Genomic DNA, 23,473 nt, shown 5'->3' on the forward strand with positions numbered 1-23,473 from the left:
GCCCGGGGGCGTGCTCAGGCCGGCCTGATGTTGTGATTGAAGCGGAACACGTTGTCGGGGTCGTAGGACCGCTTCACGTCCGCGAGCCGCCGGGCGTTCTCGGCGCCCACGCCGGCCACGACCCGGTCGGCGCCCTCGTCGCCGATGAAGTTGAGGTAGACCGCGCCCGTGCTCCACGGCTGGGCGTCGGCCCGGACGTCCCGGACCCACTGGACGCAGCGCGCGTCGTCGGCCGGGTCCTCCCAGAGCCCGAAGGGGTGCACGCCCCACGGAGCGTCCCGGTACGGGACCGGGTACTCGTGCGGTCCGGCCGCGATCGCCCCGCCCTGCGGGAACAGCGCGTGCAGGGTGCCCGACGGCACGGGCAGGGACTCCCCGCGGGCGCAGTAGACGTCCACGTAGTCGTCGGGCGCGCCGGTCAGGTACTCCGCCGACCAGTAGTTCCGCATGCCCGGCGGGTCGTCGAGCATGCACTGCACGTCCACGTACGGCATCGCGCCGACGACCTCCGCCTCGTGCGGCAGCGCCAGCAGCGGCTCGGCCACCTTGCGCATGTCGCCCTCGCTGCCGGCGTACGTCAGCAGCGCACCGCACAGCAGGCTGCCGACCAGGTGCGGCGGGACGAACTCCGCGGGCGGGCCGCAGAGATAGAGCATCGCGCCGCTCGCCTCGTCCGGGCCCGACGTGATCACGTCCCGGTAGGTGCGGGTGACCTCGGGGCCGAACTCCGGCAGGTACAGCAGCAGCGCGATGGAGAACTCGGGCAGCTCGTACAGCTTCAGGGTGAGCGCGGTGGCGATGCCGAAGTTTCCGCCGCCGCCGTGCAGCGCCCAGAACAGGTCGGCATGCTCGTCGACGCTCGCGTGGACCTGTCGGCCCTCGGCGGTGACCACTTCGACGCCGAGCAGGTTGTCGACCGCGAGGCCGAAGCAGCGGTCCAGCCAGCCGGTGCCGCCGCCCAGCACGAAGCCGCCGACGCCGGTGGTGGAGGCCCGGCCGCCGGTCGTGGCGAGAGAATGCGGTAGGCAGGCGTGGTCCAGGTCGCTCATCGTGGCCCCGCCCGCGACCCGTACCGCCTCGGCGGCGGGATCGACGGTGACCGCGCGCATATGGCGCAGATCCACCACCATGGCCCCGTCGCCCAGCGCCATGCCGGCGACGCTGTGTCCGCCGCCGCGCACCGCGATCGGCAGATCGAGGTCACGGGCGAAGCGCACCGACCGCACGACGTCGGACTCGTCCACGCACTGGGCGATCACGGCAGGACGGCGGTCGATCATCGCGTTGAAGACCGTCCGGGCCTCGTCGTATCCCGGATCCTGCGGGGCGAACACGTCGCCGACCAGATCCTCGCGCAGCGCGGCGAGGGCCGCGCCCGCCTTCGACGGGGAGGCCATGGGGCGCCCCCTTTCGTGCAGGGGCTATGACCTACCCAGCCTAAGCGCTCCGCTGGGAGTGCCGCGACGTGCCGTCGTTCGGCCGCGGCGCCGTCGTGGCCGGTCGCGCAGTTCCCCGTGCCCCTTCAGGGCGCCCGACCGACCCGACGGGCCTGTTTCAGCCGCCGTAGGCGCCGGATGCCGTCAGGCGCAGCGCCGTGTCGATCAGCGGGACGTGGCTGAAGGCCTGCGGGAAGTTGCCGACCTGGCGTTGCAGGCGCGGGTCCCACTCCTCGGCGAGCAGACCGAGGTCGTTGCGCAGCGAGAGCAGCTTCTCGAAGAGCTTGCGGGCCTCGTCCACCCGGCCGATCATCGCGAGGTCGTCCGCCATCCAGAACGAGCAGGCCAGGAACGCGCCCTCGTCGCCGGGGAGGCCGTCGACGCCCTCGTCGCCGCCCGAGGTGGGGTAGCGCAGGATGAAGCCGTCCTCGGTGGACAGCTCGCGCTGGATCGCCTCGATGGTGCCGATGACCCGCTTGTCGTCCGGCGGCAGGAAGCCCATCTGCGGGATGAGCAGCAGGGACGCGTCCAGTTCCTTCGAGCCGTAGGACTGCGTGAACGTGTTGCGTTCCTTGTCGTAGCCCTTCTCGCACACGTCCCGGTGGATGTCGTCGCGCAGCTCGCGCCACCGCTCCAGCGGGCCGTCGGCGTCGCCGGACTCGATGAGCTTGATGGTGCGGTCGACCGCGACCCAGGCCATGACCTTGGAGTGCACGAAGTGACGGCGCGGGCCGCGCACCTCCCAGATGCCCTCGTCCGGCTCGTCCCAGTGCCGCTCCAGGTAGCGGATCAGCTTGAGCTGGAGCAGGGAGGCGTAGTCGTTGCGGGCGAGGCCCGTCATATGGCCCAGGTGGAGGGCCTCGGTGACCTCGCCGTAGACGTCCAGCTGGAGCTGGTGCGCCGCGCCGTTGCCGACTCGGACGGGGCCGGAGTTCTCGTAGCCCGGCAGCCAGTCCAGCTCGGCCTCGCCCAGCTCGCGCTCGCCCGCGATGCCGTACATGATCTGCAGGTTCTCGGGGTCGCCGGCGACCGCGCGCAGCAGCCACTCGCGCCAGGCGCGGGCCTCCTCGCGGTAGCCGGTGCGCAGCAGCGAGGACAGGGTGATGGCCGCGTCGCGCAGCCAGGTGTAGCGGTAGTCCCAGTTGCGGACGCCGCCGATGTCCTCCGGGAGGGAGGTCGTCGGTGCGGCGACGATGCCGCCGGTGGGGGCGTACGTCAGGGCCTTCAGCGTGATCAGCGAGCGGATCACGGCCTCGCGGTAGGGGCCGTGGTACGTGCAGTGCTCGACCCACTCGCGCCAGAAGTCCTCCGTGGCCTGCAGCGACTGCTCGGGCTCCGGCAGTGGGGGCGGCTGCTTGTGCGAGGGCTCCCACGAGATCGTGAACGCGATCCGGTCGCCGGGGGCGACGGTGAAGTCGGCGTAGGTCGTCAGCGACTTGCCGTAGGTCTCGCAGTCGGTGTCGAACCACACCGAGTCGGGGCCCGCGACGGCCACCGTACGGCCCTCGTGCTTGTGCACCCAGGGGACGACCCGGCCGTAGGAGAAGCGCATCCGCAGGGTGGAGCGCATGGGGACGCGGCCCGAGACGCCCTCGACGATCCGGATCAGCTGGGGCGCGCCGTCACGGGGCGGCATGAAGTCGATGACCCGGACCGTGCCGCGCGGGGTGTCCCACTCGGACTCCAGGATCAGCGAGTCGCCCCGGTAGGTGCGCCGGGCGGCCGTCGGCGGTTTAGCGTCGGAGGCGTGCGCGGGACCGAGGCGCCAGAAGCCGTGTTCCTCCGTGCCGAGCAGACCGGCGAAGATCGCGTGCGAGTCGAAGCGGGGCAGGCACAGCCAGTCCACTGTCCCGTCACGGCAGACCAGGGCAGCGGTCTGCATGTCTCCGATGAGTGCGTAGTCTTCGATGCGCCCGGCCACGTGCAACTCCAGTCGAACGGCCACGTCACCCCCGTGTGGAACGGGGGCTGTCGCTAGTGCGGTCAAGGGGTCGTTTGTAATGCGTCGTTGAGCGCTGAAGCAAAGCAGCCGCTCAGCCGAATAGGCAAAACGCCGATTATTGCTCAACGAACTGACGAGCTCTCGTTGTTCCGGTGGGATACGGGCTGGGGTGTGCCGTCTTGCCGGCCGGGCTCGGCAGCGAGTGTCCGAGCAGGATACGACGCACGTAGATGATCTGCGTGCCGCTCTCGGCAACGTGGGTGGGCCGAACGGGTGAGCACCGGGTGAGAAACCGGCGCGGGAGCGGCCGCCCGTGTCGGGCCGTGCGCGGAGCGTGGCCGGAAGCCATCTCCCCGAGGCGCTGATACCCTGGTAGCCCGTGGACCGGTGGTCTCGAAGCCCCCGAACCGCACCCTCGAATCGCGACCACGGGAGCCCCCTCTTGGCCATGACGCCCAAATCCACGACGACCAAGCACATCTTCGTCACCGGGGGTGTCGCCTCCTCGCTCGGCAAGGGTCTGACGGCCTCGAGCCTGGGCATGCTGCTCAAGGCGCGGGGTCTGCGGGTCGTGATGCAGAAGCTCGACCCGTATCTGAACGTCGACCCGGGCACGATGAACCCCTTCCAGCACGGCGAGGTCTTCGTCACCAACGACGGCGCCGAGACGGACCTGGACATCGGCCACTACGAGCGCTTCCTCGACCGTGACCTCGACGGTTCCGCCAATGTCACCACCGGTCAGGTCTACAACACGGTGATCGCCAAGGAGCGGCGCGGCGAGTACCTGGGCGACACCGTCCAGGTCATCCCGCACATCACCAACGAGATCAAGCACCGCATCCGCCGGATGGCGACGGACGAGGTCGACGTCGTGATCACGGAGGTCGGCGGCACGGTCGGCGACATCGAGTCGCTGCCGTTCCTGGAGACCGTCCGCCAGGTCCGGCACGAGGTCGGCCGGGACAACGTCTTCGTGGTTCACATCTCTCTCCTGCCGTACATCGGTCCCTCGGGCGAGCTGAAGACCAAGCCGACCCAGCACTCGGTCGCGGCCCTTCGGAACATCGGTATTCAGCCAGACGCGATCGTGCTGCGCTGCGACCGCGAGGTGCCGACCGCGATCAAGCGCAAGATCTCGCTGATGTGCGACGTCGACGAGGACGCCGTCGTGGCCTGCCCCGACGCCCGCTCGATCTACGACATCCCGAAGACCGTGCACCGGGAGGGCCTGGACGCCTACGTCGTCCGCAAGCTGGACCTGCCGTTCCGTGACGTGGACTGGACGACCTGGGACGACCTGCTCGACCGCGTCCACAACCCCGACCACGAGATCACCCTCGCCCTGGTCGGCAAGTACATCGACCTGCCGGACGCCTATCTCTCGGTCACCGAGGCGCTGCGCGCCGGCGGCTTCGCCAACAAGGCCCGCGTGAAGATCAAGTGGGTCACCTCCGACGACTGCAAGACCCCGGCCGGAGCCAAGGCGCAGCTCGCCGACGTGGACGGCATCTGCATCCCGGGCGGCTTCGGCGACCGCGGTGTGCTCGGCAAGGTCGGCGCGATCCGCTACGCCCGCGAGAACAGGATCCCGCTGCTCGGCCTCTGCCTCGGCCTGCAGTGCATCGTGATCGAGGCGGCGCGCAGCCTGGCCGACATCGCCGACGCCAACTCCACCGAGTTCGACTCCGCCACCGCCCACCCGGTGATCTCCACCATGGCCGAGCAGCTCGACATCGTGGCCGGCGAGGGCGACATGGGCGGCACGATGCGGCTGGGCATGTACCCGGCCAAGCTGGCCGAGGGCTCCATCGTCCGTGAGGTGTACGACGGCAAGGAGTACGTCGAGGAGCGGCACCGGCACCGGTACGAGGTCAACAACGCCTACCGCGCCGAGCTCGAGAAGAAGGCGGGCATCCAGTTCTCCGGCACCTCCCCGGACGGCAAGCTGGTCGAATACGTCGAGTACCCCCGTGACGTCCACCCCTATCTGGTCGCCACCCAGGCCCACCCCGAGCTGCGCTCGCGGCCGACGCGCCCGCACCCGCTGTTCGCCGGTCTGGTGAAGGCGGCGGTCCAGCGGACGGTCGAGGCGAGCAAGGCTTCTGAGTAACACACCAGTTGTACGGTGGCCGGGGTGCATCCCTTCAAAGGTGAGCGCCCCGGCTTCTTTTTTCCGTTTTTATTTGGCCGGTTTTCGTCTTCGGCCGGTTTCGCGGCCGGGCTTCTCCGGCCGGTCTCGTTTTGTGCGTGTGGAAGGACAGGGCATGACGATCAAGGACACCCCCGAGGCGTGGGAGATCCGGGCGAGCGAGACCCCGTTCGTGGGCAACAAGACCTCCGTCCGCACGGACGAGGTGGTCATGCCCGACGGTTCGGTGGTCCGCCGGGACTACCAGGTGCACCCCGGTTCCGTGGCCGTCCTCGCCCTCGACGACGAGGACCGGGTCCTGCTCATCAAGCAGTACCGCCACCCCGTCCTGCACAAGCTCTGGGAGATCCCGGCCGGCCTGCTCGACGTGCCCGGCGAGAACCCGCTGCACGCGGCCCAGCGCGAGCTGTACGAGGAGGCGCACGTCAAGGCCGAGGACTGGCGGGTGCTGACCGACGTGTACCCGACCGCGGGCGGCTGCGACGAGTCCGTACGCGTCTTCCTGGCCCGGAACCTGTCCGAGGCCGACGGGGAGCGCTTCGAGGTCGAGGACGAGGAGGCCGACATGGAGCACGCGCGCGTGCCGGTCGAGGAGCTCGTCCGGGGTGTGCTCGCGGGCGAGCTGCACAGCAACTGCCTCGTCGTGGGCGTCCTCTCGCTGATCGCGGCGCGCGGCGGGGCCGGCCTCGACGCGCTGCGCCCGGCGGAGGCGCCCTGGCCGGCGCGGCCGTTCGAGGCGTGAGGCCGCCGCACCCCTGCCCGGTGTGACCATCGGCTGATCCGATCGGGGGATGTCTCGCTCGTGGCCCGCCGTGCTCCTCCCGGGACGTCGCAGAGCGTGAACTAGGCTCTGGAATCGCCCGATCCGGAGTCCCGGCGGGCTTGCGCGTGCGGTGGGACGGGAGTGTGGCCCGTGACGGATCAGGCAGTGGACACAGGCGGCGTGCAGCTGTCCGGACACGCTGCGACAGAGGGCCATTTCCTGGGCCGTACCCGGGAGTTGAAGGAACTGCGCGCCGACATCGAACGCACGGGGCTGGACACCATCTCCGGGAAGAAGGCCCCCCGCGCGCGGGTCCTGCTCATCGCCGGCCGACCCGGCTCCGGCCGTACGGCGCTCGCCGAGGAACTCGTCCGCCAGGTCGCCGACCGCTACCGGGACGGCGTGCTGCGCGCCCGCCTCGCCGAGCCCGACGGCACCCCCGTGCCGGTCGAGCGCGCCGCCCGCGGACTGCTCGCCGCGCTGGACGTGCCGACCCCGCCCGGCGCCGACGAGGACGACCTGGCGGCCATCCTGCGCGAGGCCCTCGCCGAGCGGCGCGTGCTCCTCCTGCTCGACGACGCGGCCGGCGCCGAACAGGTCGACGCGCTGCTCCCGGACACCCCCGAGTGCCTGCTCGTCGCCGTCTCCGCCGGACCGCTCACCGGCATCGCGGACGTCCGCCCCTGCACCCTGGGCGGCCTGGACACCAAGTCCGCCCTCGAACTGCTGACCCGGTACACCGGCTCGGTCCGCGTCACCGTCGACCCACGCTCCGCCGAGGGCCTGGTGGAGGCCTGCCAGGGCCAGCCCGCCGCGCTGAACCTGGCCGGCGGCTGGCTCGCCGCCCGCCCCAAGGCGGCCGTCGCCGACCTCGCCAAGCAACTCCACGCGGAGGGCGACGAGGGCACCCCGCTCAGCCGGATCTTCCGGCTCGTGCACGCCGCGCTGCCCGCCCCGGCCGCCCGGATACTGCGACTGCTCTGTCTCGCCCCGGCCGGCCTCGCCGACCCGCACACCGCCTCCGCGCTGGCCGGCTGCTCGGTGGGCGCCGCCCGCACCACCCTGGACGACCTCACCGCCATCGGCCTGCTGCGGGCCGTGGACTCCCCGCTGCCCCAGTACGAGGTACCGGGCTGCCTGTACCCCCTGCTGCGCGCCGCCGCCGAGACCCACGACCGCCCGGCCGAGCTCCAGCTGGCCCGCGCCCGCATGCTGGAGCGGACGGTACGGCTGCTGCAGTCCTGCCGGGCCATCACCGAGACCGACAACCCCCAGGCCCGCGAGAAGCTCCAGGGCATGCCCCGCGCCCTGCGCTTCCCCACCCCGCGCGCGGCCGCCGAGTGGCTGAGCGTCCGCCGCCCGGCCCTGCTCGCCTCGGCCCGGCTCGCGGTCGCCGACGGGGAGCTGGACACCCTCGCCCGCCGGCTGATGTCCCAGCTGGTCAGGGCGATGGTCGCGCACTTCGGCACCCAGGCGGCCGCGCCCGACCTGTACGGCGTACATCAGCTCGTGCTGGACGTGGCAGAGCGCCGCGGGCTGCCCCGGGAGAAGGCCGCCGCCCTGCTGAACCTCGCCGACGTGGACGCCCGGACCGGCCGCACGGCGGCGGCGCTGGTGCGCTACCGGGCCGCTCTGGACGCCGGACGCGAGGCGAACGACCCCTACGCGATCGGCCGCGCGATGGAATCCGTAGGCGGCGCGCACCTGGAGCTCGGGGACTACGACCGGGCCGCCGACTGGTTCGGCCGGGCCCTCGCCCAGCGGCTGGCCCGGGACGAGCGCACGGACGCCGCCCGCCTCTACGGCCGCATCGCCACCGCGCACACCTACGCGGGCCGCTACGGCGAGGCGCAGCGGGCCTGGCGGGCCGCGGTCTCCGGGCACCGCAAGAACGGCGATGTCGGCGCGCACGCACGGGCGTTGAGCGAGCTGGCCAGGGTCCAGGAGTACGCGGGCCGCCCCGCGGAATCGCTGCGCACCTGTCAGGAGGCCGTGGAGTGGGCCAGACGCGCCGAGGACACGCGTCTGCAGGCCGCGGTGCAGCTGAGGCTGGCCGACACCCTGGAGCGCCTCGGCGACCCCACGGCGGCCCGCCTGCACCGGGGCGCGGCCGAGCGCATCCTGGGAGAGGAGCTCCCGGATCGCGGGCCCTCGGACCGCGATCCAGAGCCAAAAAGGCCGGAACACGGCGCTAACACCTGCGAAATCCGTAGTACATCTGCTGAAGATTGATGCAATGAAAGGCTAGACAGAGGGAACGCCTTCATTAGACTGGCTCTGCCGCACCTTCTCCTGCGGTGTATCCCGGTGTGCCCTGTACCTCCGGGATTGTCTTCTGCTGTGCCCCCACACCCCCTGAGCCAAGGACCGTGATCGACGTGAAGGTCGGCATCCCCCGCGAGGTCAAGAACAACGAGTTCCGGGTGGCCATCACCCCCGCCGGTGTGCACGAACTGGTGCGCCACGGGCACCAGGTCGTCGTCGAACGCAACGCCGGTGTCGGCTCGTCCATCACGGATGAGGAGTACGTGGCCGCCGGCGCGCGGATCCTCGAGACCGCCGACGAGGTGTGGGCCGCCGCCGACCTGCTGCTGAAGGTCAAGGAGCCCATCGCGGAGGAGTACCACCGCCTGCGCAAGGACCAGACGCTCTTCACCTACCTGCACCTGGCCGCCTCCAAGGAGTGCACGGACGCCCTCGTCGAGTCCGGCACCACGGCGATCGCCTACGAGACCGTCGAGCTGCCGAGCCGCGCGCTGCCGCTGCTCGCCCCGATGTCCGAGGTCGCGGGCCGGCTGGCCCCCCAGGTCGGCGCCTACCACCTGATGCGCGCCAACGGCGGCCGCGGTGTGCTGCCCGGCGGCGTCCCGGGCGTGCTGGCCGCCAAGGCGGTCGTCATCGGCGGCGGCGTGTCCGGCTGGAACGCGGCGCAGATCGCCATCGGCATGGGCTTCCACGTGACCCTGCTCGACCGGGACATCAACAAGCTCAAGGAGGCCGACAAGATCTTCGGCACGAAGATCCAGACGGTCGTCTCCAACGCCTTCGAGCTGGAGAAGGCGTGCCTCGAGGCGGACCTCGTCATCGGCGCCGTCCTCATCCCGGGCGCCAAGGCCCCGAAGCTGGTCACCAACGAGCTGGTGTCCAGGATGAAGCCCGGAAGTGTCCTTGTCGACATCGCGATCGACCAGGGCGGCTGCTTCGAGGACTCCCGTCCGACCACTCACGCGGAGCCGACCTTCCCGGTCCACAACTCGGTCTTCTACTGCGTCGCCAACATGCCCGGCGCGGTCCCCAACACCTCGACCTACGCGCTCACCAACGCCACGCTGCCCTACATCGTCGAACTCGCCGACCGGGGCTGGGTGGAGGCGCTGCGCCGGGACCCCGCGCTGGCCAAGGGGCTCAACACCCATGACGGCAAGGTCGTTTACCGCGAGGTCGCGCAGGCGCACGGCCTGGAGCACGTGGAGCTGGAGTCCCTGCTCGGCTGACCGCCGGCGGCCTCGCGCCGAGCCGTTCCGCCCGCCCTCCGGGCCAAGTCGGCAGAAGGCAAAAGGCGATACGTCAACAGAGGTCGTCAACCTCGCGCGCCCGGCCGGACCTTGCCCGACAAGGTCCGGCCGGATGTGTGTATGGTCACTTTGCGGCTCTCGGCCAACTCGCCTCGAACGTAACCCTTCGACCGATTCGCACACCGGTGAAACCTGCCGTGCGACGGCCGTACGCCCTTGACAGCGGGATGTTTCATTGCCGACACATCGGGCCGGGTCCGGCGGATTGTGTTGCTGCGAACGCCCGACACGCCATAGAGTCGCCGACTGTCGGCATGGTGCCACGCTGACCTTGTCTAGAAGTTTCCTGGTCACCAAGGAGGTAAGACGACTTGTGAATGAGTCGACATTTGCTCCCGGGGGTGGTCAACCAGGAATGCCGTTGCGGGACCCGGGTCCCGTGGGGCTCGAGGCTGTCGGCTCCGTCGCTGTCCGAACCTTCGCAGCCCACCAGAGCCAGAGCAGCCCCCATATGGCTCTGTCAGCACACCAGAGCATGGATGGCCATCACGTGAACGCCATGGCCGGCGACGGAAGTGGCGCGCCCCACAACCACTTCGCCGACTACGACGAACTGCCCGACGGGCACTTCTACGACCCCGATGCCGAGTACGAGCCGGATCCGGAGTACGCGGCCACGCTCGCGCCCGACGCGGCCCGACAGCGCCGTGAGCGCGTCGGTCCGACCGGACGCCCGCTGCCGTACTTCCCGATCCCGGGCCCGCTGACCCATCACGGCCCCGCGACGATCATCGCGATGTGCAACCAGAAGGGCGGCGTCGGCAAGACGACGTCGACCATCAACCTGGGTGCCGCGCTCGCGGAGTACGGACGACGCGTGCTGCTCGTGGACTTCGACCCGCAGGGCGCGCTGTCGGTCGGTCTCGGCGTCAATCCGATGGAGCTCGACCTCACCGTCTACAACCTGCTCATGGAGCGGGGCATGGCGGCGGACGAGGTGCTCCTGAAGACCGCGGTCCCCAACATGGATCTGCTGCCCAGCAACATCGACCTGTCGGCCGCCGAGGTCCAGCTGGTCTCCGAGGTCGCGCGCGAGTCCACGCTCCAGCGTGCGCTCAAGCCGCTGATGGACGACTACGACTACATCGTCATCGACTGTCAGCCCTCGCTCGGTCTGCTCACCGTCAACGCCCTCACGGCCGCCCACAAGGTGATCGTGCCGCTGGAGTGCGAGTTCTTCGCCCTCCGAGGCGTGGCGCTGCTGACCGAGACCATCGAGAAGGTCCAGGAGCGGCTCAACCCGGATCTGGAGCTCGACGGGATCCTGGCCACGATGTACGACTCGCGCACCGTGCACAGCCGCGAGGTGCTCGCGCGGGTGGTCGAGGCGTTCGACGACCACGTCTACCACACGGTCATCGGGCGCACGGTCCGCTTCCCGGAGACCACGGTCGCCGGTGAGCCGATCACCACGTACGCCTCCAACTCCGTCGGCGCAGCCGCCTACCGTCAGCTCGCCAGGGAGGTGCTCGCCCGGTGTCACGCCGAGTGAGTCTGCCGGGGGCCGACGAACTCTTCCGTACGACAGGGGGAATGGCGCTTCAGCCGTCCGCGCCCCGGCGCTCCGCCAACGGTGAGGCCCGGGTGCCCGGGCCGGCCGGTGAGAGCGACGGGGTGGCGGCCGGCGGCGCGGAGGACGCGCCGCAGTCGGTGCCCGCGCAGGGCGGCGACGGCGAGGGCGCCGAGCATGCGGCGGCCGACGCCGGACAGACCGGCGCCGGGGAGTCCCGCACCAGGGGCGCCACCGGGGAGCGCACAGAGCGACGTCAGGACGCGCAGGAAGGTTCTGTCGCCGCCGACGGCCAGTCCCGCAAGCGCGGACGGCAGGCGGCCCGCCGGCCCAGCGGCCGGGAGCGGCACGACGAGAAGATCACCGTCTATGTCTCCGCCGAGGAGCTCATGGACCTGGAGCACGCCCGGCTGGTGCTCCGCGGCGAACACGGCCTGGCCGTGGACCGGGGGCGTATCGTCCGCGAGGCGGTCGCCGTGGTCCTCGCCGACCTGGAGAGCCGCGGGGACGCCAGCATCCTCGTACGACGGTTGCGCGGGCGGTAGCGGTAGCCTGCGGGGGCCATGACCTCGAACGACGTTCCCGCCCCCGCATCGGCCTCCGGCGGCGCAGCCGGCGGCCGCAGGCGTGCGCTGGGACGAGGTCCGGGAGCGGCGCCGCCCGAGCCGGTCGTACCGCTCGCACCGGTCGTCCCGCCTCCGCCGCCCGAGGCGGTGCTGTCCACAGCTGAGCCACCGGAGCCCCCGGCACCCTTGGAGCCCCCAGAACCCCTGGCAGCCCCGGCGGCCCCGGAACCCCCGGAACCCTTCGACGGGGTCTTCAAGGTTCGGCTCGCCAACTTCGAGGGGCCCTTCGACCTGCTGCTCCAGCTGATCTCCAAGCACAAGCTGGACGTCACCGAGGTCGCGCTGTCGAAGGTCACCGACGAGTTCATGGCGCACATCCGGGCGATGGGGCCCGACTGGGACCTGGACCAGACGACCGAGTTCCTGGTCGTGGCCGCCACCCTGCTCGATCTCAAGGCGGCCAGGCTGCTGCCCACCGCCGAGGTCGAGGACGAGGCCGACCTGGCGCTGCTGGAGGCCCGGGACCTGCTGTTCGCCCGGCTGCTCCAGTACCGGGCCTACAAGCAGATCGCCGACATCTTCACGCACCGCCTGGAGAGCGAGGCCCGCCGCTACCCCCGCACCGTCGGCCTCGAACCGCACCACGCCGAGCTGCTGCCCGAGGTGGTCATCAGCATCGGCCTGGAGGGGTTCGCGAAGCTCGCGGTCAAGGCGATGCAGCCCAGGGCGAAGCCGCAGGTGTACGTCGACCACATCCATGCGCCGCTGGTGAGCGTGCAGGAGCAGGCGGGGATCGTCGTCGCCCGCCTGAGGGAGCTCGGCGAGGCCAGTTTCCGGACGCTGGTGGACGACACCGACGACACCCTCACCGTCGTGGCCCGGTTCCTCGCCCTGCTGGAGCTGTACCGGGAGAAGGCCGTCGCCCTGGACCAGGAGACCGCGCTCGGCGAGCTGCTGGTGCGCTGGACCGGCGGGGACGGGGACGCGCAGCCGCTGGTCACGGACGAGTTCGACCGGCCGCCCGAGGAGCCCGAGAAGGACGCGAAGGAGACGGAGAAGTGAGCAGCGAGGAGACCGTCGCCGCACTGGACCTCAAGCCGGCCCTGGAGGCCGTCCTGATGGTCGTCGACGAGCCCGCGACCGAGGAGCACCTCGCGAAGATCCTCCAGCGGCCCCGGCGGAAGGTCGCGGACGCGCTGCGCGAGCTGGCCGACGAGTACACCGTGCAGGGCCGCGGCTTCGAGCTCAGGCTCGTCGCGGGCGGCTGGCGGTTCTACACCCGGCCCGAGTACGCGGCGGCCGTCGAGGGCTTCGTCCTGGACGGCCAGCAGGCGCGTCTCACGCAGGCCGCGCTGGAGACGCTGGCGGTCGTCGCGTACCGCCAGCCGGTCAGCCGCAGCAGGGTCTCCGCAGTGCGCGGAGTGAACTGCGACGGTGTGATGCGCACCCTCCTGCAGCGCGGTCTGGTCGAGGAGGCGGGCGCGGAACCCGAAACAGGTGCGATCCTGTACACGACGACGAACTACTTTCTGGAGCGGATGGGCCTGCGCGGCCTGGACGAGCTCCCGGAGCTCGCGCCCTTCCTCCCCGAGGCGGAGGCGATCGAGGCCGAGACGCTGGAAGGGGTCCCGTCGTTCGATCCGGACGCTCCGGATTCCGAGGACGCAGACGACAAGACGGAACTTTGATGCGAAGCAGCAGCGGCAGGAACAGCAGCGGAAACAACGGCGGGAGCCGTGGTGGCAACAGCGGCGGCCGCGGCGGGAGCAGCGGGGGCCGCGGTAATCCCCGCGGCGCCGGTGGCAACCGCGACGACAAGCAGGGCGGCCGGCCGAGCAAGCCCCGCCCCGAGGAGCGCCGCTACGACGTGGGCCCCGGCGCCTCCCCGGAGGGCCCCAAGTCCGGGCGCGGCGCTTCCGCGCGCGGCGGGGCCAAGGGCCGCCCGAAGCAGTCCCCGGGCACCGGTCGGGGGCGTTGGGCGCCCGCGACCTCCCGTGAGTACGACGCCCGGGCCGAGGAGCGCAACCGCGAGCGGTACGCGGGCAAGAAGGACGTCAAGCTGCCCAAGACCTTCCCGGGCGCCGAGCAGGAGGGCGAGCGGCTGCAGAAGATCCTGGCGCGCGCCGGCTACGGCTCCCGGCGGGCCTGCGAGGAGCTGATCGAGCAGGCGCGGGTCGAGGTCAACGGCGAGATCGTCCTGGAGCAGGGCAAGCGGGTCGACCCGGAGAACGACGAGGTCAAGGTCGACGGCCTGACGGTCGCCACCCAGTCCTACCAGTTCTTCTCGCTGAACAAGCCGGCCGGCGTCGTCTCCACGATGGAGGACAACGAGGGCCGTCAGTGCCTCGGCGACTACGTGACCAACCGCGAGACGCGGCTGTTCCACGTCGGTCGGCTCGACACCGAGACCGAGGGCGTCATCCTGCTCACCAACCACGGCGAGCTGGCCCACCGGCTGACCCACCCGAAGTACGGCGTGAAGAAGGTCTACCTCGCGCACATCGTCGGCCCGATCCCGCGCGACCTGGGCAAGAAGCTCAAGGACGGCATCCAGCTGGAGGACGGCTACGCGCGCGCGGACCACTTCCGGGTCGTCGAGCAGACCGGCAAGAACTACCTGGTCGAGGTGACCCTGCACGAGGGGCGCAAGCACATCGTGCGCCGGATGCTGGCGGAGGCCGGCTTCCCGGTCGACAAGCTGGTGCGCGTCTCCTTCGGGCCGATCACCCTGGGCGACCAGAAGTCGGGCTGGCTGCGACGGCTGTCCAACACCGAGGTCGGCATGCTGATGAAGGAAGTCGACCTCTAGGCGAAGTCGACCTCCGGTCGGCCCCTAAAGGACTCTTCAAGTGCTCGCCGAGCACTTGTGCGTGAGCGCACCCCCTTTTTATAGTCGTACTGACTATTAAAGAGGGGGTGTTCGCCGTGCAGGGCTACGGAGCCGGCTACGACAAGTACGCCCACGAGCCCTTCGCCGTCACCGTCGACCTCGCCGTCCTCACGCTGCGCGCGGGCGCCCTGCAGGTGCTGCTCGTCGAGCGCGGCCAGGAGCCGTACGCCGGACGGTGGGCGCTGCCCGGGGGCTTCGTGCTGCCGGACGAGTCCGCGGAGACGGCCGCCCGGCGCGAACTCGCCGAGGAGACCGGCCTGAAGGACGTCTCCGGGCTGCATCTGGAGCAGTTGCGCACCTACAGCGAGCCCGGCCGCGACCCCCGGATGCGTGTCGTGTCGGTCGCCTTCGCCGCCCTGCTGCCCGACGCGCCCGAGCCGATGAGCGGCGGCGACGCGACGCAGGCGCGCTGGATGCCGTACGAGGACGTCGAGCCGCTCGCCTTCGACCACGACCGGATCCTGGCCGACGCCCACGACCGGGTCGGCGGCAAACTCGAGTACACCTGCCTCGCCACCGCCTTCTGCCCGCCCGAGTTCACCCTCGGGGAGCTCCAGCAGGTCTACGAGACGGTGTGGGGGACGGGTCTGGACCGCCCCAACTTCCGTCGCAAGGTGCTCGCCACCCCGGGCTTCGTCGAGCCCGTCCCGGGGGCCGCACGGCTGACCGGAGGCCGCGGCAAGCCCGCCGCCCTCTACCGCGCGGGCGCCGCCGCCGCGCTCCACCCGCCCCTGCTGCGACCGCCCCGGGAAGGACGATCCGCATGACCACCTCGACCACAGTCCGCAAGCGCGCCACCGGCTCCCTGCTGGGCCTCGCCCTGGGCGACGCCCTCGGATTTCCGACGGAGTTCAACGACATCCCGTCGATCATCGCCAAGTGCGGGCCGTGGCGGGAGATGGAACTGCCCAAGCGCGCCTTCGTCTCCGACGACACCCAGATGACCCTCGCGGTGGGACGGGCCCTGCGGACCGCCATGGACCGGGGGCTGCTCATGCCGTCGGGGGTGGAGCGGCCGCTGCGCGCGGAGTTCGTGGCCTGGAACCGGTCCCCGGACAACAACCGGGCGCCCGGGAACACCTGCCTGACCGCCTGCGAGCTGCTCGAGGACGACAAACGTCTGTGGCAGGACGCCAGCCAGATCGGCTCCAAGGGCTGTGGCGCCAACATGCGGGTCGCGCCCCTCGGACTCGCCCCCGGGCTCAGCGAAGAGCAGCGCGCCGGCGGCGCCCAGCTCCAGGCCGGTCTCACCCACGGCCATCCCACCGCGCTCGCCGCCTCCGACCTCACCGCCCACGCCGTACGGCTGCTCGCGCACGGCGCGGCCCCGTCCGCGCTGATCGGGCTGCTGCGCTCGTACGCCGTCGAGAACCGCACCCGCTACTACCACCGCTGGCTCGGCGACCTGTGGACCCGCAGCCAGGACGCCGGTCCGGAGCAGTTCATCGCGCGCGGCTGGGACGAGTGCCTGGGCATGCTGGACCGGCTTCAGGAGGCCCTGCGCGACCCCTCGCCGGAGACCGACCCGTGCCTGGCCACGGGGGAGGGGTGGATCGCCGAGGAGGCCATGGCCACCGGTCTGCTGTGCTTCCTGCTCTTCCCCGACGAGCCGGTGACCGTACTGCGCCGGGCCGCCTGCACGTCCGGGGACTCCGACTCCATCGCCTGTCTGGCGGGCGCCTTCGCGGGCGCGTACGCCGGGGCGGACGCCTGGCCGACGGCGTGGGCGGACCGGATCGAGTACCAGGGGGAGCTGGTGACGCTCGGGGCGCTCTGGGACCAGTGACCCCGCGGGACGCCGTCCTGCCGCTCAGGTCAGCTTGATCGCACCGCCCTCGACCGTGATCTGCTCGGCGGGCAGCGGCCTGGGCGCCGGGCCGCCGGCCACCGAGCCGTCGGCGATGCGGAACTCGCTCTTGTGGCAGGGGCAGTGGATGATGCCGTCGGAGACGCTGCCGACGAGGCAGCTCTGATGGGTGCAGACCGCGGAGAACGCCTTGAAGTCGTCCTTCGTCGGCTGGGTGACGACGACCTTCTCGTCGGCGAAGATCTTGCCGCCGCCGACGGGGATGTCGGTCGTCTTGGCCAGTTCCTGACCGGCGGCGCCCGACGACGTTTTCTCGGACGAGGACGAGCTGTTGTTCTCGTCGCCGTAGTTGCTGCAGCCCACCGAGAGCGCAGCCGCCGCGCCGCCCGTCGCCAGGAGAACCGTGCGTCGTGTCGCGGGGGAAGTCATGTCGTCACTCCGAACGTGCGGAAGAACCAGAGGGCCGAGGTCAGCCAGATGATCGTGAGCGCGGCGAAGACGAGTCCGCCGACGACCGGCAGCAGCCATCCCGGGAGTCGCTCCCAGCGGAGCAGCAGCATCTTTGCACTGAAGGCGCCGAAGAAGAAGCAACCCAGGACGGAGTGCCACAAAACGCGCGATTCATATGTCTGATAGCCAAGCGCGTAGAGGCAGTGCACCGCAACCGGGACCGCGATCAGAAAGGCCACGCGGCCCGACCAGCGGTGCAGGGTGCCGGACCAGGCCGGCCCCGGCAGCTTCCCGTACAGCATCGACGCCGAGACGACCTGGACCAGCGCGAAGAACATCGCGGCCGTCGCCAGCCAGGACTTCACCGCGCCGGTGCTGCTGAACCCGGCCAGGTTGAAGGCCGTCCCGGCCGGATCGTGGACCTTGCCGTACACGCCCAGGGCGACCGCCACCGCGGCGGCGACCAGCGCCGGGACCAGATAGCGGGCCGGGCTCGGGGGGCGCTCGGAGGGCTCGGGGGCGGGGAAGTCCTGGGTGGCGGCGTTCGGATCGGCGGTCATGATGCTCCCTGCTCGACGGGGCGCTCGAAGGGGTCAGGGGGTTACGGGGAGTGCCGTGAGCTGTTCGCCGTCGATCGTCACCGCTCCGGTCTCCGGGTCGATGCGGGGCGCGGCGGAGGGCTTGCCGTTTCGGGTGACGATGCCGACCTGGCTGCCGTCCTTCAGGACGATCCAGCCGCCGTCGATGCTCGTGGAGGCCACCGTGGCCGTCGCCCGGTACAGCCCGGCCGGCTTCTTCGCGTTCTCCGCGGTGAAGGTGTAGTGCCCGCCGCCGACGTCGACCGTGCCGTCGATCTGCTTGCCGTCCTGGAGCGTGCCGTCCAGCTTCGCGCCGTTCTTCCCGGTGAGCATCATCGTGCCGTCGTCCCGTACCGGGCCCCTGAGCCAGGACTCCTTGGTACGGCCGTCGCAGAAGTACGCGACCGCCTTGCCGTCACGGACCTTGACGCCGACCGTCGCCGCCTTGTCGTCGGTGTGGCCGGAGTAGTCGGCGTCGAGGACCTGGGCGCGGGTGGGCGTCGGGGAGGGCGTCGGCGTGGGGGCGGCCACGCTGCGGCTGGGGGTCGGGCTCGGCGACTTCTCCTCCTGCGCGGACGAGGCGGTCTTCGTCCCTGTCGTCGCGTTGAGCGTCAGCAGGAACAGGCCGAGCACCAGTCCCGCGAGAAGGGTGAGCAGGGGTCCTGGACGCTTCATGTCGGGCCTTCCCCGATAGCGGGTGTCCTGCCGTCAGACTGACATGAGAGCGCAGCCCGCACCCGTCGTAAAGGGCGTATGGGGGTGTTGGGGGTGTTTCCGTCTCGGCACGCGGGCGGCGCGCACCCGACCGACGCCGCCTGACTAGGCTGGCTGCGCCGAGAGCCGTACTCCGGCACATCAGCAGACCAGCACATCGGTACTTCAGCGAGGAGCAGCGCCGTGGCGGTACGAGCGGTCCGGGGAGCCGTCCAACTCGAGCGGGACGAGGCCGGCCACATGGACGAGCAGGTCGGGGCTCTGCTCACCGCCGTCCTGGAGCGGAACGCGCTCAGCGCCGACGACCTGATCAGCATCTGGTTCACGGCCACGCCCGACCTGCACAGCGACTTCCCGGCCGCCGCGGCACGGGGGCTCGGCATCGTCGACGTGCCGCTGATCTGCGCGCAGGAACTCGAGGTCGACGGCGCCATGCCGAGGGTCGTGCGCATCCTCGCGCACATCGAGTCCGACCGGCCGCGCGCCGAGATCAGCCATGTCTACCTCGGCGCCGCGGCCGCCCTGCGCAAGGACATCGCCCAGTGAGGACAGCGCTGGTCATCGGAACCGGGCTGATCGGCACCTCCGCCGCCCTCGCCCTCGCCCAGCGGGGCGTCGTCGTCCACCTCGTCGACCACGACCCCGAGCAGGCCCGTACGGCGGCCGCGCTCGGCGCCGGCACCGACGACGAGCCCGAGGGCCCGGTCGACCTCGCGATCGTCGCCGCCCCGCCCGCCCACGTGGCCGCGGTGCTCGCCGACGCGATGCGCCGGGGGGTGGCCCGCGGCTACCTCGACGTGGCCAGCGTGAAGGGCGGGCCGCGCCGCGAGCTGGAGGCGCTCGGTCTCGACCTGTCGGCCTACATCGGCAGCCACCCCATGTCGGGGCGCGAGAAGTCCGGGCCGCTGGCCGCGACCGGCGACCTCTTCGAGGGCCGGCCCTGGGTGCTGACGCCGACCCGGGACACCGACACCGAGGTGCTGAACCTCGCCCTGGAACTGGTCTCGCACTGCCGGGCCGTTCCGGTGGTCATGGACGCGGACGCCCACGACCGCGCGGTGGCGCTGGTCTCCCACATGCCCCACCTGGTCTCCAGCATGGTCGCGGCGCGTCTGGAGAACGCCGAGGAGGCCGCCGTACGGCTGTGCGGACAGGGCATCCGGGACGTCACCCGGATCGCCGCCTCCGAGCCCGGGATGTGGATCGACATCCTGTCCGCGAACCCGGGGCCGGTCGCCGACCTGCTCACCGACGTCGCCGCCGACCTGGAGGAGACGGTCCGGGCCCTGCGCGCCCTGCAGTCCTCCGACGACGCCAAGCGCCGTGAGGGCGTCGGCGGCATCCAGGACGTCCTGCGCCGCGGCAACGCGGGCCAGGTCCGTGTCCCGGGCAAGCACGGGGCCGCTCCGCGGGTGTACGAGGTCGTCGCCGTGCTGATCGACGACCAGCCGGGGCAGCTGGCCCGTATCTTCGCCGACGCGGGGCAGGCGGGCGTCAACATCGAGGATGTGCGGATCGAGCATGCGACGGGGCAGCAGGCGGGGCTGGTGCAGTTGATGGTCGAGCCGAAGTCCGCGGTTCTGTTGTCCTCGGCGTTGCGTGAGCGAGGGTGGGCGTTGCGGCAGTAGGGCACCCGGCGTTGCGCCCGGCGTCCGGGGGCTGCCGCCCCCGGGCCCCCGCTGTCGGCCCTGAACGGGCCTCGTCCTCAATCGCCGGACGGGCTGGATGGTGCGGACCTCGGCCGAGAAGCCTCGCGTGGGCTGGATGGTGCGGGCCTCGGCCGGGAAGCCTCGCGTGGGCTGGGTGGTGCGGGTCGCGGCCGGGAAGCCTCGCGTCGGCTGGGTGGTGTGGGCCTCGGCCGGGAAGCCTCGGGTCGGCTGGGTGGTGTGGGCCTCGGCTGAGAAGCCTCGCGTGGGCCGGATGGTGCGGACCTCGGCCGAAAGGGTGACTCGTGGCCGGTAACCTTGTGTGGGGCACGATCGCGGCCCCGCACATCCACCGCCTCGCACCAGGAAGGTGTCCCCCCGTGGAAAACGGCGCCGCCCAGCCCGTGATTGTCGCCATCGACGGTCCCTCCGGCACGGGCAAGTCGAGCACGTCCAAGGCCGTGGCCGGCCGGCTCGGGCTGAGCTACCTGGACACCGGCGCCCAGTACCGGGCGATCACCTGGTGGATGGTGAGCAACGGGATAGACATCGATGACCCCTCGGCGATCGCCGCCGTCGTCGGAAAGCCCGAGATCCTCTCCGGCACCGACCCGGCCGACCCGACGATCACGGTCGACGGCGTCGACGTGGCCGGTCCGATCCGCACCCAGGACGTCACCTCCAAGGTCAGCGCGGTGAGCGCGGTACCGGAGGTGCGGGCCCGGATCACCGAGCTGCAGCGCTCGCTGGCCGCCTCCGCCGAGCGGGGGATCGTCGTCGAGGGCCGTGACATCGGCACGACCGTGCTGCCGGACGCCGACCTGAAGATCTTCCTCACCGCCTCCCCGGAGGCCCGCGCCGCCCGTCGCAGCGGTGAGCTGAAGGGCGCCGACGTCCACAGCACCCGCGAGGCGCTGATCAAGCGGGACGCCGCCGACTCCTCCCGCAAGACCTCCCCGCTCGCCAAGGCGGACGACGCCGTCGAGGTGGACACCACCGAGCTCACGCTGGCCCAGGTCATCGAGTGCGTCGTCGACCTCGTCGAGGAGAAGCGGGCCGCGAAGTGAGTACTGATTCCGTTTCCCTGCCCACGCAGAGAGGCGCCGAGATCGGGCGGCGCATCGGCGTCGGCCTGATGTACGGGCTGTGGCGGCCGCGCGTGCTGGGCGCCTGGAAGGTGCCCGCGAGCGGTCCGCTGATCTTCGCGGTCAACCACTCCCACAACATCGACGGCCCGATGGTCATCGGTGTGGCGCCCCGCGCTTCGCACTTCCTGGTGAAGAAAGAGGCCTTCATCGGCCCGATCGGCTCGTTCATGACCCACACTGGCCAGATCAAGGTCGACCGGGACACCACCGACCGCACGGCCATCACCCGGGCGCTGGGCGTCCTGGAGAACGGCGGGGTGCTCGGGATCTTCCCCGAGGGCACCCGGGGCGACGGCGACTTCGCCGCCCTGCGCGCCGGGCTCGCCTACTTCGCGGTGCGCAGCGGAGCGCCGATCGTGCCCGTCGCCGTGCTGGGAAGCACCGAGCGGCGCGGACGGTTGATAAAGGCGCTGCCCGCGCTGCGCTCGCGCGTCGACGTCGTCTTCGGCGAGCCGTTCGACGCGGGCGACGGCAGCGGACGGCGCACCCGCAAGGCGCTGGACGAGGCGACCGAACGCATCCAGAAACAGCTGGCCGCCCACCTGGAAAACGCCAGGCGCCTGACCGGGCGCTGAGCGACACTGAATACCGAGTAGTGGATCAACCCGAACAAAACGGCTGCTCCACCGATCACCACGAATGAACGACGAGGTACGGACTTCATGAACGACCACACCCAGCCCGACGGCTCGGACGGCTTCGAGCACGATCACGGGGCGCTCGGTGACACCGAGTACGCGGAGTTCATGGAGCTCGCCGCCGTCGAGGGCTTCGACGTCGAGGACGTCGAGGGCGCCATCGAGGAGGCCGGGCACGGCCCGCTGCCCGTGCTCGCCGTCATCGGCCGCCCGAACGTCGGCAAGTCGACCCTGGTGAACCGGATCATCGGCCGCCGCGAGGCCGTCGTCGAGGACAAGCCGGGCGTCACCCGCGACCGTGTGACCTACGAGGCCGAGTGGGCGGGCCGCCGCTTCAAGGTCGTCGACACCGGCGGCTGGGAGCAGGACGTCCTCGGCATCGACGCCTCCGTGGCCGCGCAGGCCGAGTACGCGATCGAGGCGGCCGACGCCGTCGTCTTCGTCGTCGACGCCAAGGTCGGCGCGACCGACACCGACGAAGCGGTCGTGCGGCTGCTGCGCAAGGCCGGCAAGCCCGTCGTGCTGGCCGCCAACAAGGTCGACGGCCAGAGCGGCGAGGCCGACGCGGCCTACCTGTGGTCGCTGGGCCTCGGCGAGCCGCACCCCATCTCCGCGCTGCACGGCCGCGGCACCGGCGACATGCTGGACGCCGTCCTGGAGGCGCTGCCGGAGGCCCCCGAGCAGACCTTCGGCACCGCCGTCGGCGGCCCGCGTCGCATCGCGCTCATCGGCCGCCCGAACGTCGGCAAGTCCTCGCTGCTGAACAAGGTGGCGGGCGAGGAGCGCGTCGTCGTCAACGAGATCGCGGGCACCACCCGTGACCCGGTCGACGAGCTCATCGAACTCGGCGGCGTGATCTGGAAGTTCGTCGACACGGCGGGCATCCGCAAGCGCGTCCACCTCCAGCAGGGCGCCGACTACTACGCCTCGCTGCGCACCGCGGCCGCCGTTGAGAAGGCCGAGGTGGCGGTCATCCTGATCGACGGCTCGGAGTCCATCTCGGTCCAGGACCAGCGCATCGTCACCATGGCCGTCGACGCGGGCCGTGCGATCGTCATCGCCTACAACAAGTGGGACACCCTCGACGAGGAGCGCCGCTACTACCTGGAGCGGGAGATCGAGACCGAGTTCGCCCAGGTCGCATGGGCGCCCCGGGTGAACGTCTCCGCGCGCACCGGCCGGCACATGGAGAAGCTGGTCCCGGCGATCGAGACCGCCCTGGCCGGCTGGGAGACCCGCGTTCCGACGGGCCGCCTCAACGCCTTCCTCGGCGAGCTGGTCGCGGCCCATCCGCACCCGGTCCGGGGCGGCAAGCAGCCCCGCATCCTCTTCGGCACCCAGGCCGGCACCAAGCCGCCGCGGTTCGTGCTCTTCGCCTCCGGCTTCATCGAGGCGGGCTACCGGCGCTTCATCGAGCGCCGGCTGCGGGAGGAGTTCGGCTTCGACGGCACCCCGATCCACATCTCGGTGCGGGTGCGCGAGAAGCGCGGCGGCAACAAGAAGAAGTGAACCGGCAGAAGTGAACAGGCAGAAGTAACGTCCGCGCATGAGGGGAGGGCGGTACCCGTGGTTACGGGTACCGCCCTCGAAACCGCGGTGGACGACCGCCCACGCGTCCTTGGCGTAGTACGTCTCGTCGAATATCACCTTCTTCGGGC

General features: G+C 71.2%; 21 protein-coding genes. 16 read left to right on the top strand and 5 right to left on the bottom strand.

What is annotated here, in order from left to right; all coding sequences use genetic code 11:
- Positions 1–14: 14 nt before the first annotated feature.
- On the bottom strand, positions 15–1,397 hold the full coding sequence (locus ACWD4O_RS45520; protein WP_451288977.1) for an FAD-binding oxidoreductase: 1,383 nt from the start codon (positions 1,395–1,397) through the stop codon (positions 15–17).
- A 157-nt stretch (positions 1,398–1,554) separates the two neighbouring features.
- The gene (locus tag ACWD4O_RS45525; RefSeq protein WP_351915315.1) at positions 1,555–3,357 is read right to left on the bottom strand and encodes a glycoside hydrolase family 15 protein; all 1,803 of its coding nucleotides are present in this window, start codon (positions 3,355–3,357) and stop codon (positions 1,555–1,557) included.
- Between the two features lie 469 nt (positions 3,358–3,826).
- Between ACWD4O_RS45525 and ACWD4O_RS45530 the strand changes: the two genes are divergently transcribed.
- The 11 genes from ACWD4O_RS45530 (at position 3,827) to ACWD4O_RS45580 (ending at position 16,620) form a co-directional block, all read left to right on the top strand.
- Positions 3,827–5,491, top strand: coding sequence for a CTP synthase (locus tag ACWD4O_RS45530; protein ID WP_451288978.1), 1,665 nt, complete (start codon positions 3,827–3,829; stop codon positions 5,489–5,491).
- Positions 5,492–5,645: 154 nt separating this feature from the next.
- The gene (locus ACWD4O_RS45535; protein ID WP_450951509.1) at positions 5,646–6,272 is read left to right on the top strand and encodes an NUDIX domain-containing protein; all 627 of its coding nucleotides are present in this window, start codon (positions 5,646–5,648) and stop codon (positions 6,270–6,272) included.
- Positions 6,273–6,443: 171 nt separating this feature from the next.
- Positions 6,444–8,525, top strand: a complete 2,082-nt coding sequence (locus ACWD4O_RS45540; protein ID WP_451288980.1) for a tetratricopeptide repeat protein — start codon at positions 6,444–6,446, stop codon at positions 8,523–8,525.
- Positions 8,526–8,662: 137 nt separating this feature from the next.
- Positions 8,663–9,787 carry an alanine dehydrogenase gene (gene ald / locus ACWD4O_RS45545; RefSeq protein ID WP_451288981.1) on the top strand — a complete coding sequence of 375 codons (1,125 nt, stop codon included), beginning with the start codon at positions 8,663–8,665 and terminating at the stop codon, positions 9,785–9,787.
- Positions 9,788–10,223: 436 nt separating this feature from the next.
- A complete protein-coding gene (locus ACWD4O_RS45550; protein WP_351915275.1) occupies positions 10,224–11,360 on the top strand; it encodes a ParA family protein in 1,137 nt (378 codons plus the stop codon).
- Between the two features lie 41 nt (positions 11,361–11,401).
- Positions 11,402–11,923: a hypothetical protein gene (locus ACWD4O_RS45555; RefSeq protein ID WP_451288982.1), complete on the top strand. Its 522-nt coding sequence runs from the start codon at positions 11,402–11,404 to the stop codon at positions 11,921–11,923.
- A gap of 18 nt (positions 11,924–11,941) precedes the next feature.
- Positions 11,942–13,006, top strand: coding sequence for a segregation and condensation protein A (locus ACWD4O_RS45560; RefSeq protein WP_451288983.1), 1,065 nt, complete (start codon positions 11,942–11,944; stop codon positions 13,004–13,006).
- A gap of 56 nt (positions 13,007–13,062) precedes the next feature.
- Positions 13,063–13,632 (top strand): SMC-Scp complex subunit ScpB, encoded by a 570-nt coding sequence (scpB, locus tag ACWD4O_RS45565; RefSeq protein WP_451288997.1) that lies wholly within the window; start codon positions 13,063–13,065, stop codon positions 13,630–13,632.
- Positions 13,632–14,753: a pseudouridine synthase gene (locus ACWD4O_RS45570; RefSeq protein WP_450951503.1), complete on the top strand. Its 1,122-nt coding sequence runs from the start codon at positions 13,632–13,634 to the stop codon at positions 14,751–14,753. Before scpB ends, ACWD4O_RS45570 begins: the two co-directional genes overlap by 1 nt.
- Before the next feature lie 107 nt (positions 14,754–14,860).
- On the top strand, positions 14,861–15,601 hold the full coding sequence (locus ACWD4O_RS45575; RefSeq protein WP_451288984.1) for an NUDIX hydrolase: 741 nt from the start codon (positions 14,861–14,863) through the stop codon (positions 15,599–15,601).
- Entirely contained in the window at positions 15,598–16,620 is a 1,023-nt protein-coding gene (locus tag ACWD4O_RS45580; protein WP_451288986.1) for an ADP-ribosylglycohydrolase family protein, read from the top strand. The genes ACWD4O_RS45575 and ACWD4O_RS45580 overlap by 4 nt, the downstream gene beginning before the upstream one ends.
- A gap of 24 nt (positions 16,621–16,644) precedes the next feature.
- Here ACWD4O_RS45580 and ACWD4O_RS45585 read toward each other — a convergent pair whose 3' ends face one another.
- The 3 genes from ACWD4O_RS45585 to ACWD4O_RS45595 are packed head-to-tail and all read right to left on the bottom strand — an operon-like array spanning position 16,645 to position 18,344.
- Positions 16,645–17,070: a Rieske (2Fe-2S) protein gene (locus tag ACWD4O_RS45585; RefSeq protein ID WP_451288987.1), complete on the bottom strand. Its 426-nt coding sequence runs from the start codon at positions 17,068–17,070 to the stop codon at positions 16,645–16,647.
- Entirely contained in the window at positions 17,067–17,651 is a 585-nt protein-coding gene (locus ACWD4O_RS45590; RefSeq protein WP_451288988.1) for a DUF6529 family protein, read from the bottom strand. The genes ACWD4O_RS45585 and ACWD4O_RS45590 overlap by 4 nt, the downstream gene beginning before the upstream one ends.
- 33 nt (positions 17,652–17,684) lie before the next feature.
- The gene (locus tag ACWD4O_RS45595; RefSeq protein WP_451288989.1) at positions 17,685–18,344 is read right to left on the bottom strand and encodes a hypothetical protein; all 660 of its coding nucleotides are present in this window, start codon (positions 18,342–18,344) and stop codon (positions 17,685–17,687) included.
- Between the two features lie 222 nt (positions 18,345–18,566).
- On the opposite strand from ACWD4O_RS45595, the gene aroH reads away from it, so the two are divergent.
- The 5 genes from aroH to der all read left to right on the top strand — a co-directional run bounded on the left by aroH (position 18,567) and on the right by der (position 23,324).
- A complete protein-coding gene (aroH, locus tag ACWD4O_RS45600; protein ID WP_451288990.1) occupies positions 18,567–18,929 on the top strand; it encodes a chorismate mutase in 363 nt (120 codons plus the stop codon).
- A complete protein-coding gene (locus ACWD4O_RS45605) occupies positions 18,926–20,011 on the top strand; it encodes a prephenate dehydrogenase (RefSeq protein ID WP_451288991.1) in 1,086 nt (361 codons plus the stop codon). Before aroH ends, ACWD4O_RS45605 begins: the two co-directional genes overlap by 4 nt.
- 398 nt (positions 20,012–20,409) lie before the next feature.
- On the top strand, positions 20,410–21,096 hold the full coding sequence (gene cmk / locus ACWD4O_RS45610; protein ID WP_451288992.1) for a (d)CMP kinase: 687 nt from the start codon (positions 20,410–20,412) through the stop codon (positions 21,094–21,096).
- The gene (locus ACWD4O_RS45615; RefSeq protein ID WP_451288993.1) at positions 21,054–21,752 is read left to right on the top strand and encodes a lysophospholipid acyltransferase family protein; all 699 of its coding nucleotides are present in this window, start codon (positions 21,054–21,056) and stop codon (positions 21,750–21,752) included. Before cmk ends, ACWD4O_RS45615 begins: the two co-directional genes overlap by 43 nt.
- 87 nt (positions 21,753–21,839) lie before the next feature.
- Entirely contained in the window at positions 21,840–23,324 is a 1,485-nt protein-coding gene (gene der / locus ACWD4O_RS45620) for a ribosome biogenesis GTPase Der (protein WP_451288994.1), read from the top strand.
- Positions 23,325–23,473 lie beyond the last annotated feature (149 nt).

It is taken from the genome of Streptomyces sp. NPDC002623 (assembly GCF_053592635.1).

What these genes read in the sequence shown, in the direction of transcription:
- scpB (WP_451288997.1), top strand. Translation starts at nt 13,063, where the DNA reads ATGGTCGTCGACGAGCCCGCGACCGAGGAGCACCTCGCGAAGATCCTC.
- ACWD4O_RS45530 (WP_451288978.1), top strand. Translation starts at nt 3,827, where the DNA reads ATGACGCCCAAATCCACGACGACCAAGCACATCTTCGTCACCGGGGGT.
- ACWD4O_RS45580 (WP_451288986.1), top strand. Translation starts at nt 15,598, where the DNA reads ATGACCACCTCGACCACAGTCCGCAAGCGCGCCACCGGCTCCCTGCTG.
- ACWD4O_RS45560 (WP_451288983.1), top strand. Translation starts at nt 11,942, where the DNA reads ATGACCTCGAACGACGTTCCCGCCCCCGCATCGGCCTCCGGCGGCGCA.
- ACWD4O_RS45535 (WP_450951509.1), top strand. Translation starts at nt 5,646, where the DNA reads ATGACGATCAAGGACACCCCCGAGGCGTGGGAGATCCGGGCGAGCGAG.
- der (WP_451288994.1), top strand. Translation starts at nt 21,840, where the DNA reads ATGAACGACCACACCCAGCCCGACGGCTCGGACGGCTTCGAGCACGAT.
- ACWD4O_RS45595 (WP_451288989.1), bottom strand. Translation starts at nt 18,344, where the DNA reads ATGAAGCGTCCAGGACCCCTGCTCACCCTTCTCGCGGGACTGGTGCTC.
- ACWD4O_RS45520 (WP_451288977.1), bottom strand. Translation starts at nt 1,397, where the DNA reads ATGGCCTCCCCGTCGAAGGCGGGCGCGGCCCTCGCCGCGCTGCGCGAG.
- ACWD4O_RS45585 (WP_451288987.1), bottom strand. Translation starts at nt 17,070, where the DNA reads ATGACTTCCCCCGCGACACGACGCACGGTTCTCCTGGCGACGGGCGGC.
- ACWD4O_RS45590 (WP_451288988.1), bottom strand. Translation starts at nt 17,651, where the DNA reads ATGACCGCCGATCCGAACGCCGCCACCCAGGACTTCCCCGCCCCCGAG.
- ACWD4O_RS45550 (WP_351915275.1), top strand. Translation starts at nt 10,224, where the DNA reads ATGCCGTTGCGGGACCCGGGTCCCGTGGGGCTCGAGGCTGTCGGCTCC.
- ACWD4O_RS45555 (WP_451288982.1), top strand. Translation starts at nt 11,402, where the DNA reads ATGGCGCTTCAGCCGTCCGCGCCCCGGCGCTCCGCCAACGGTGAGGCC.
- ACWD4O_RS45570 (WP_450951503.1), top strand. Translation starts at nt 13,632, where the DNA reads ATGCGAAGCAGCAGCGGCAGGAACAGCAGCGGAAACAACGGCGGGAGC.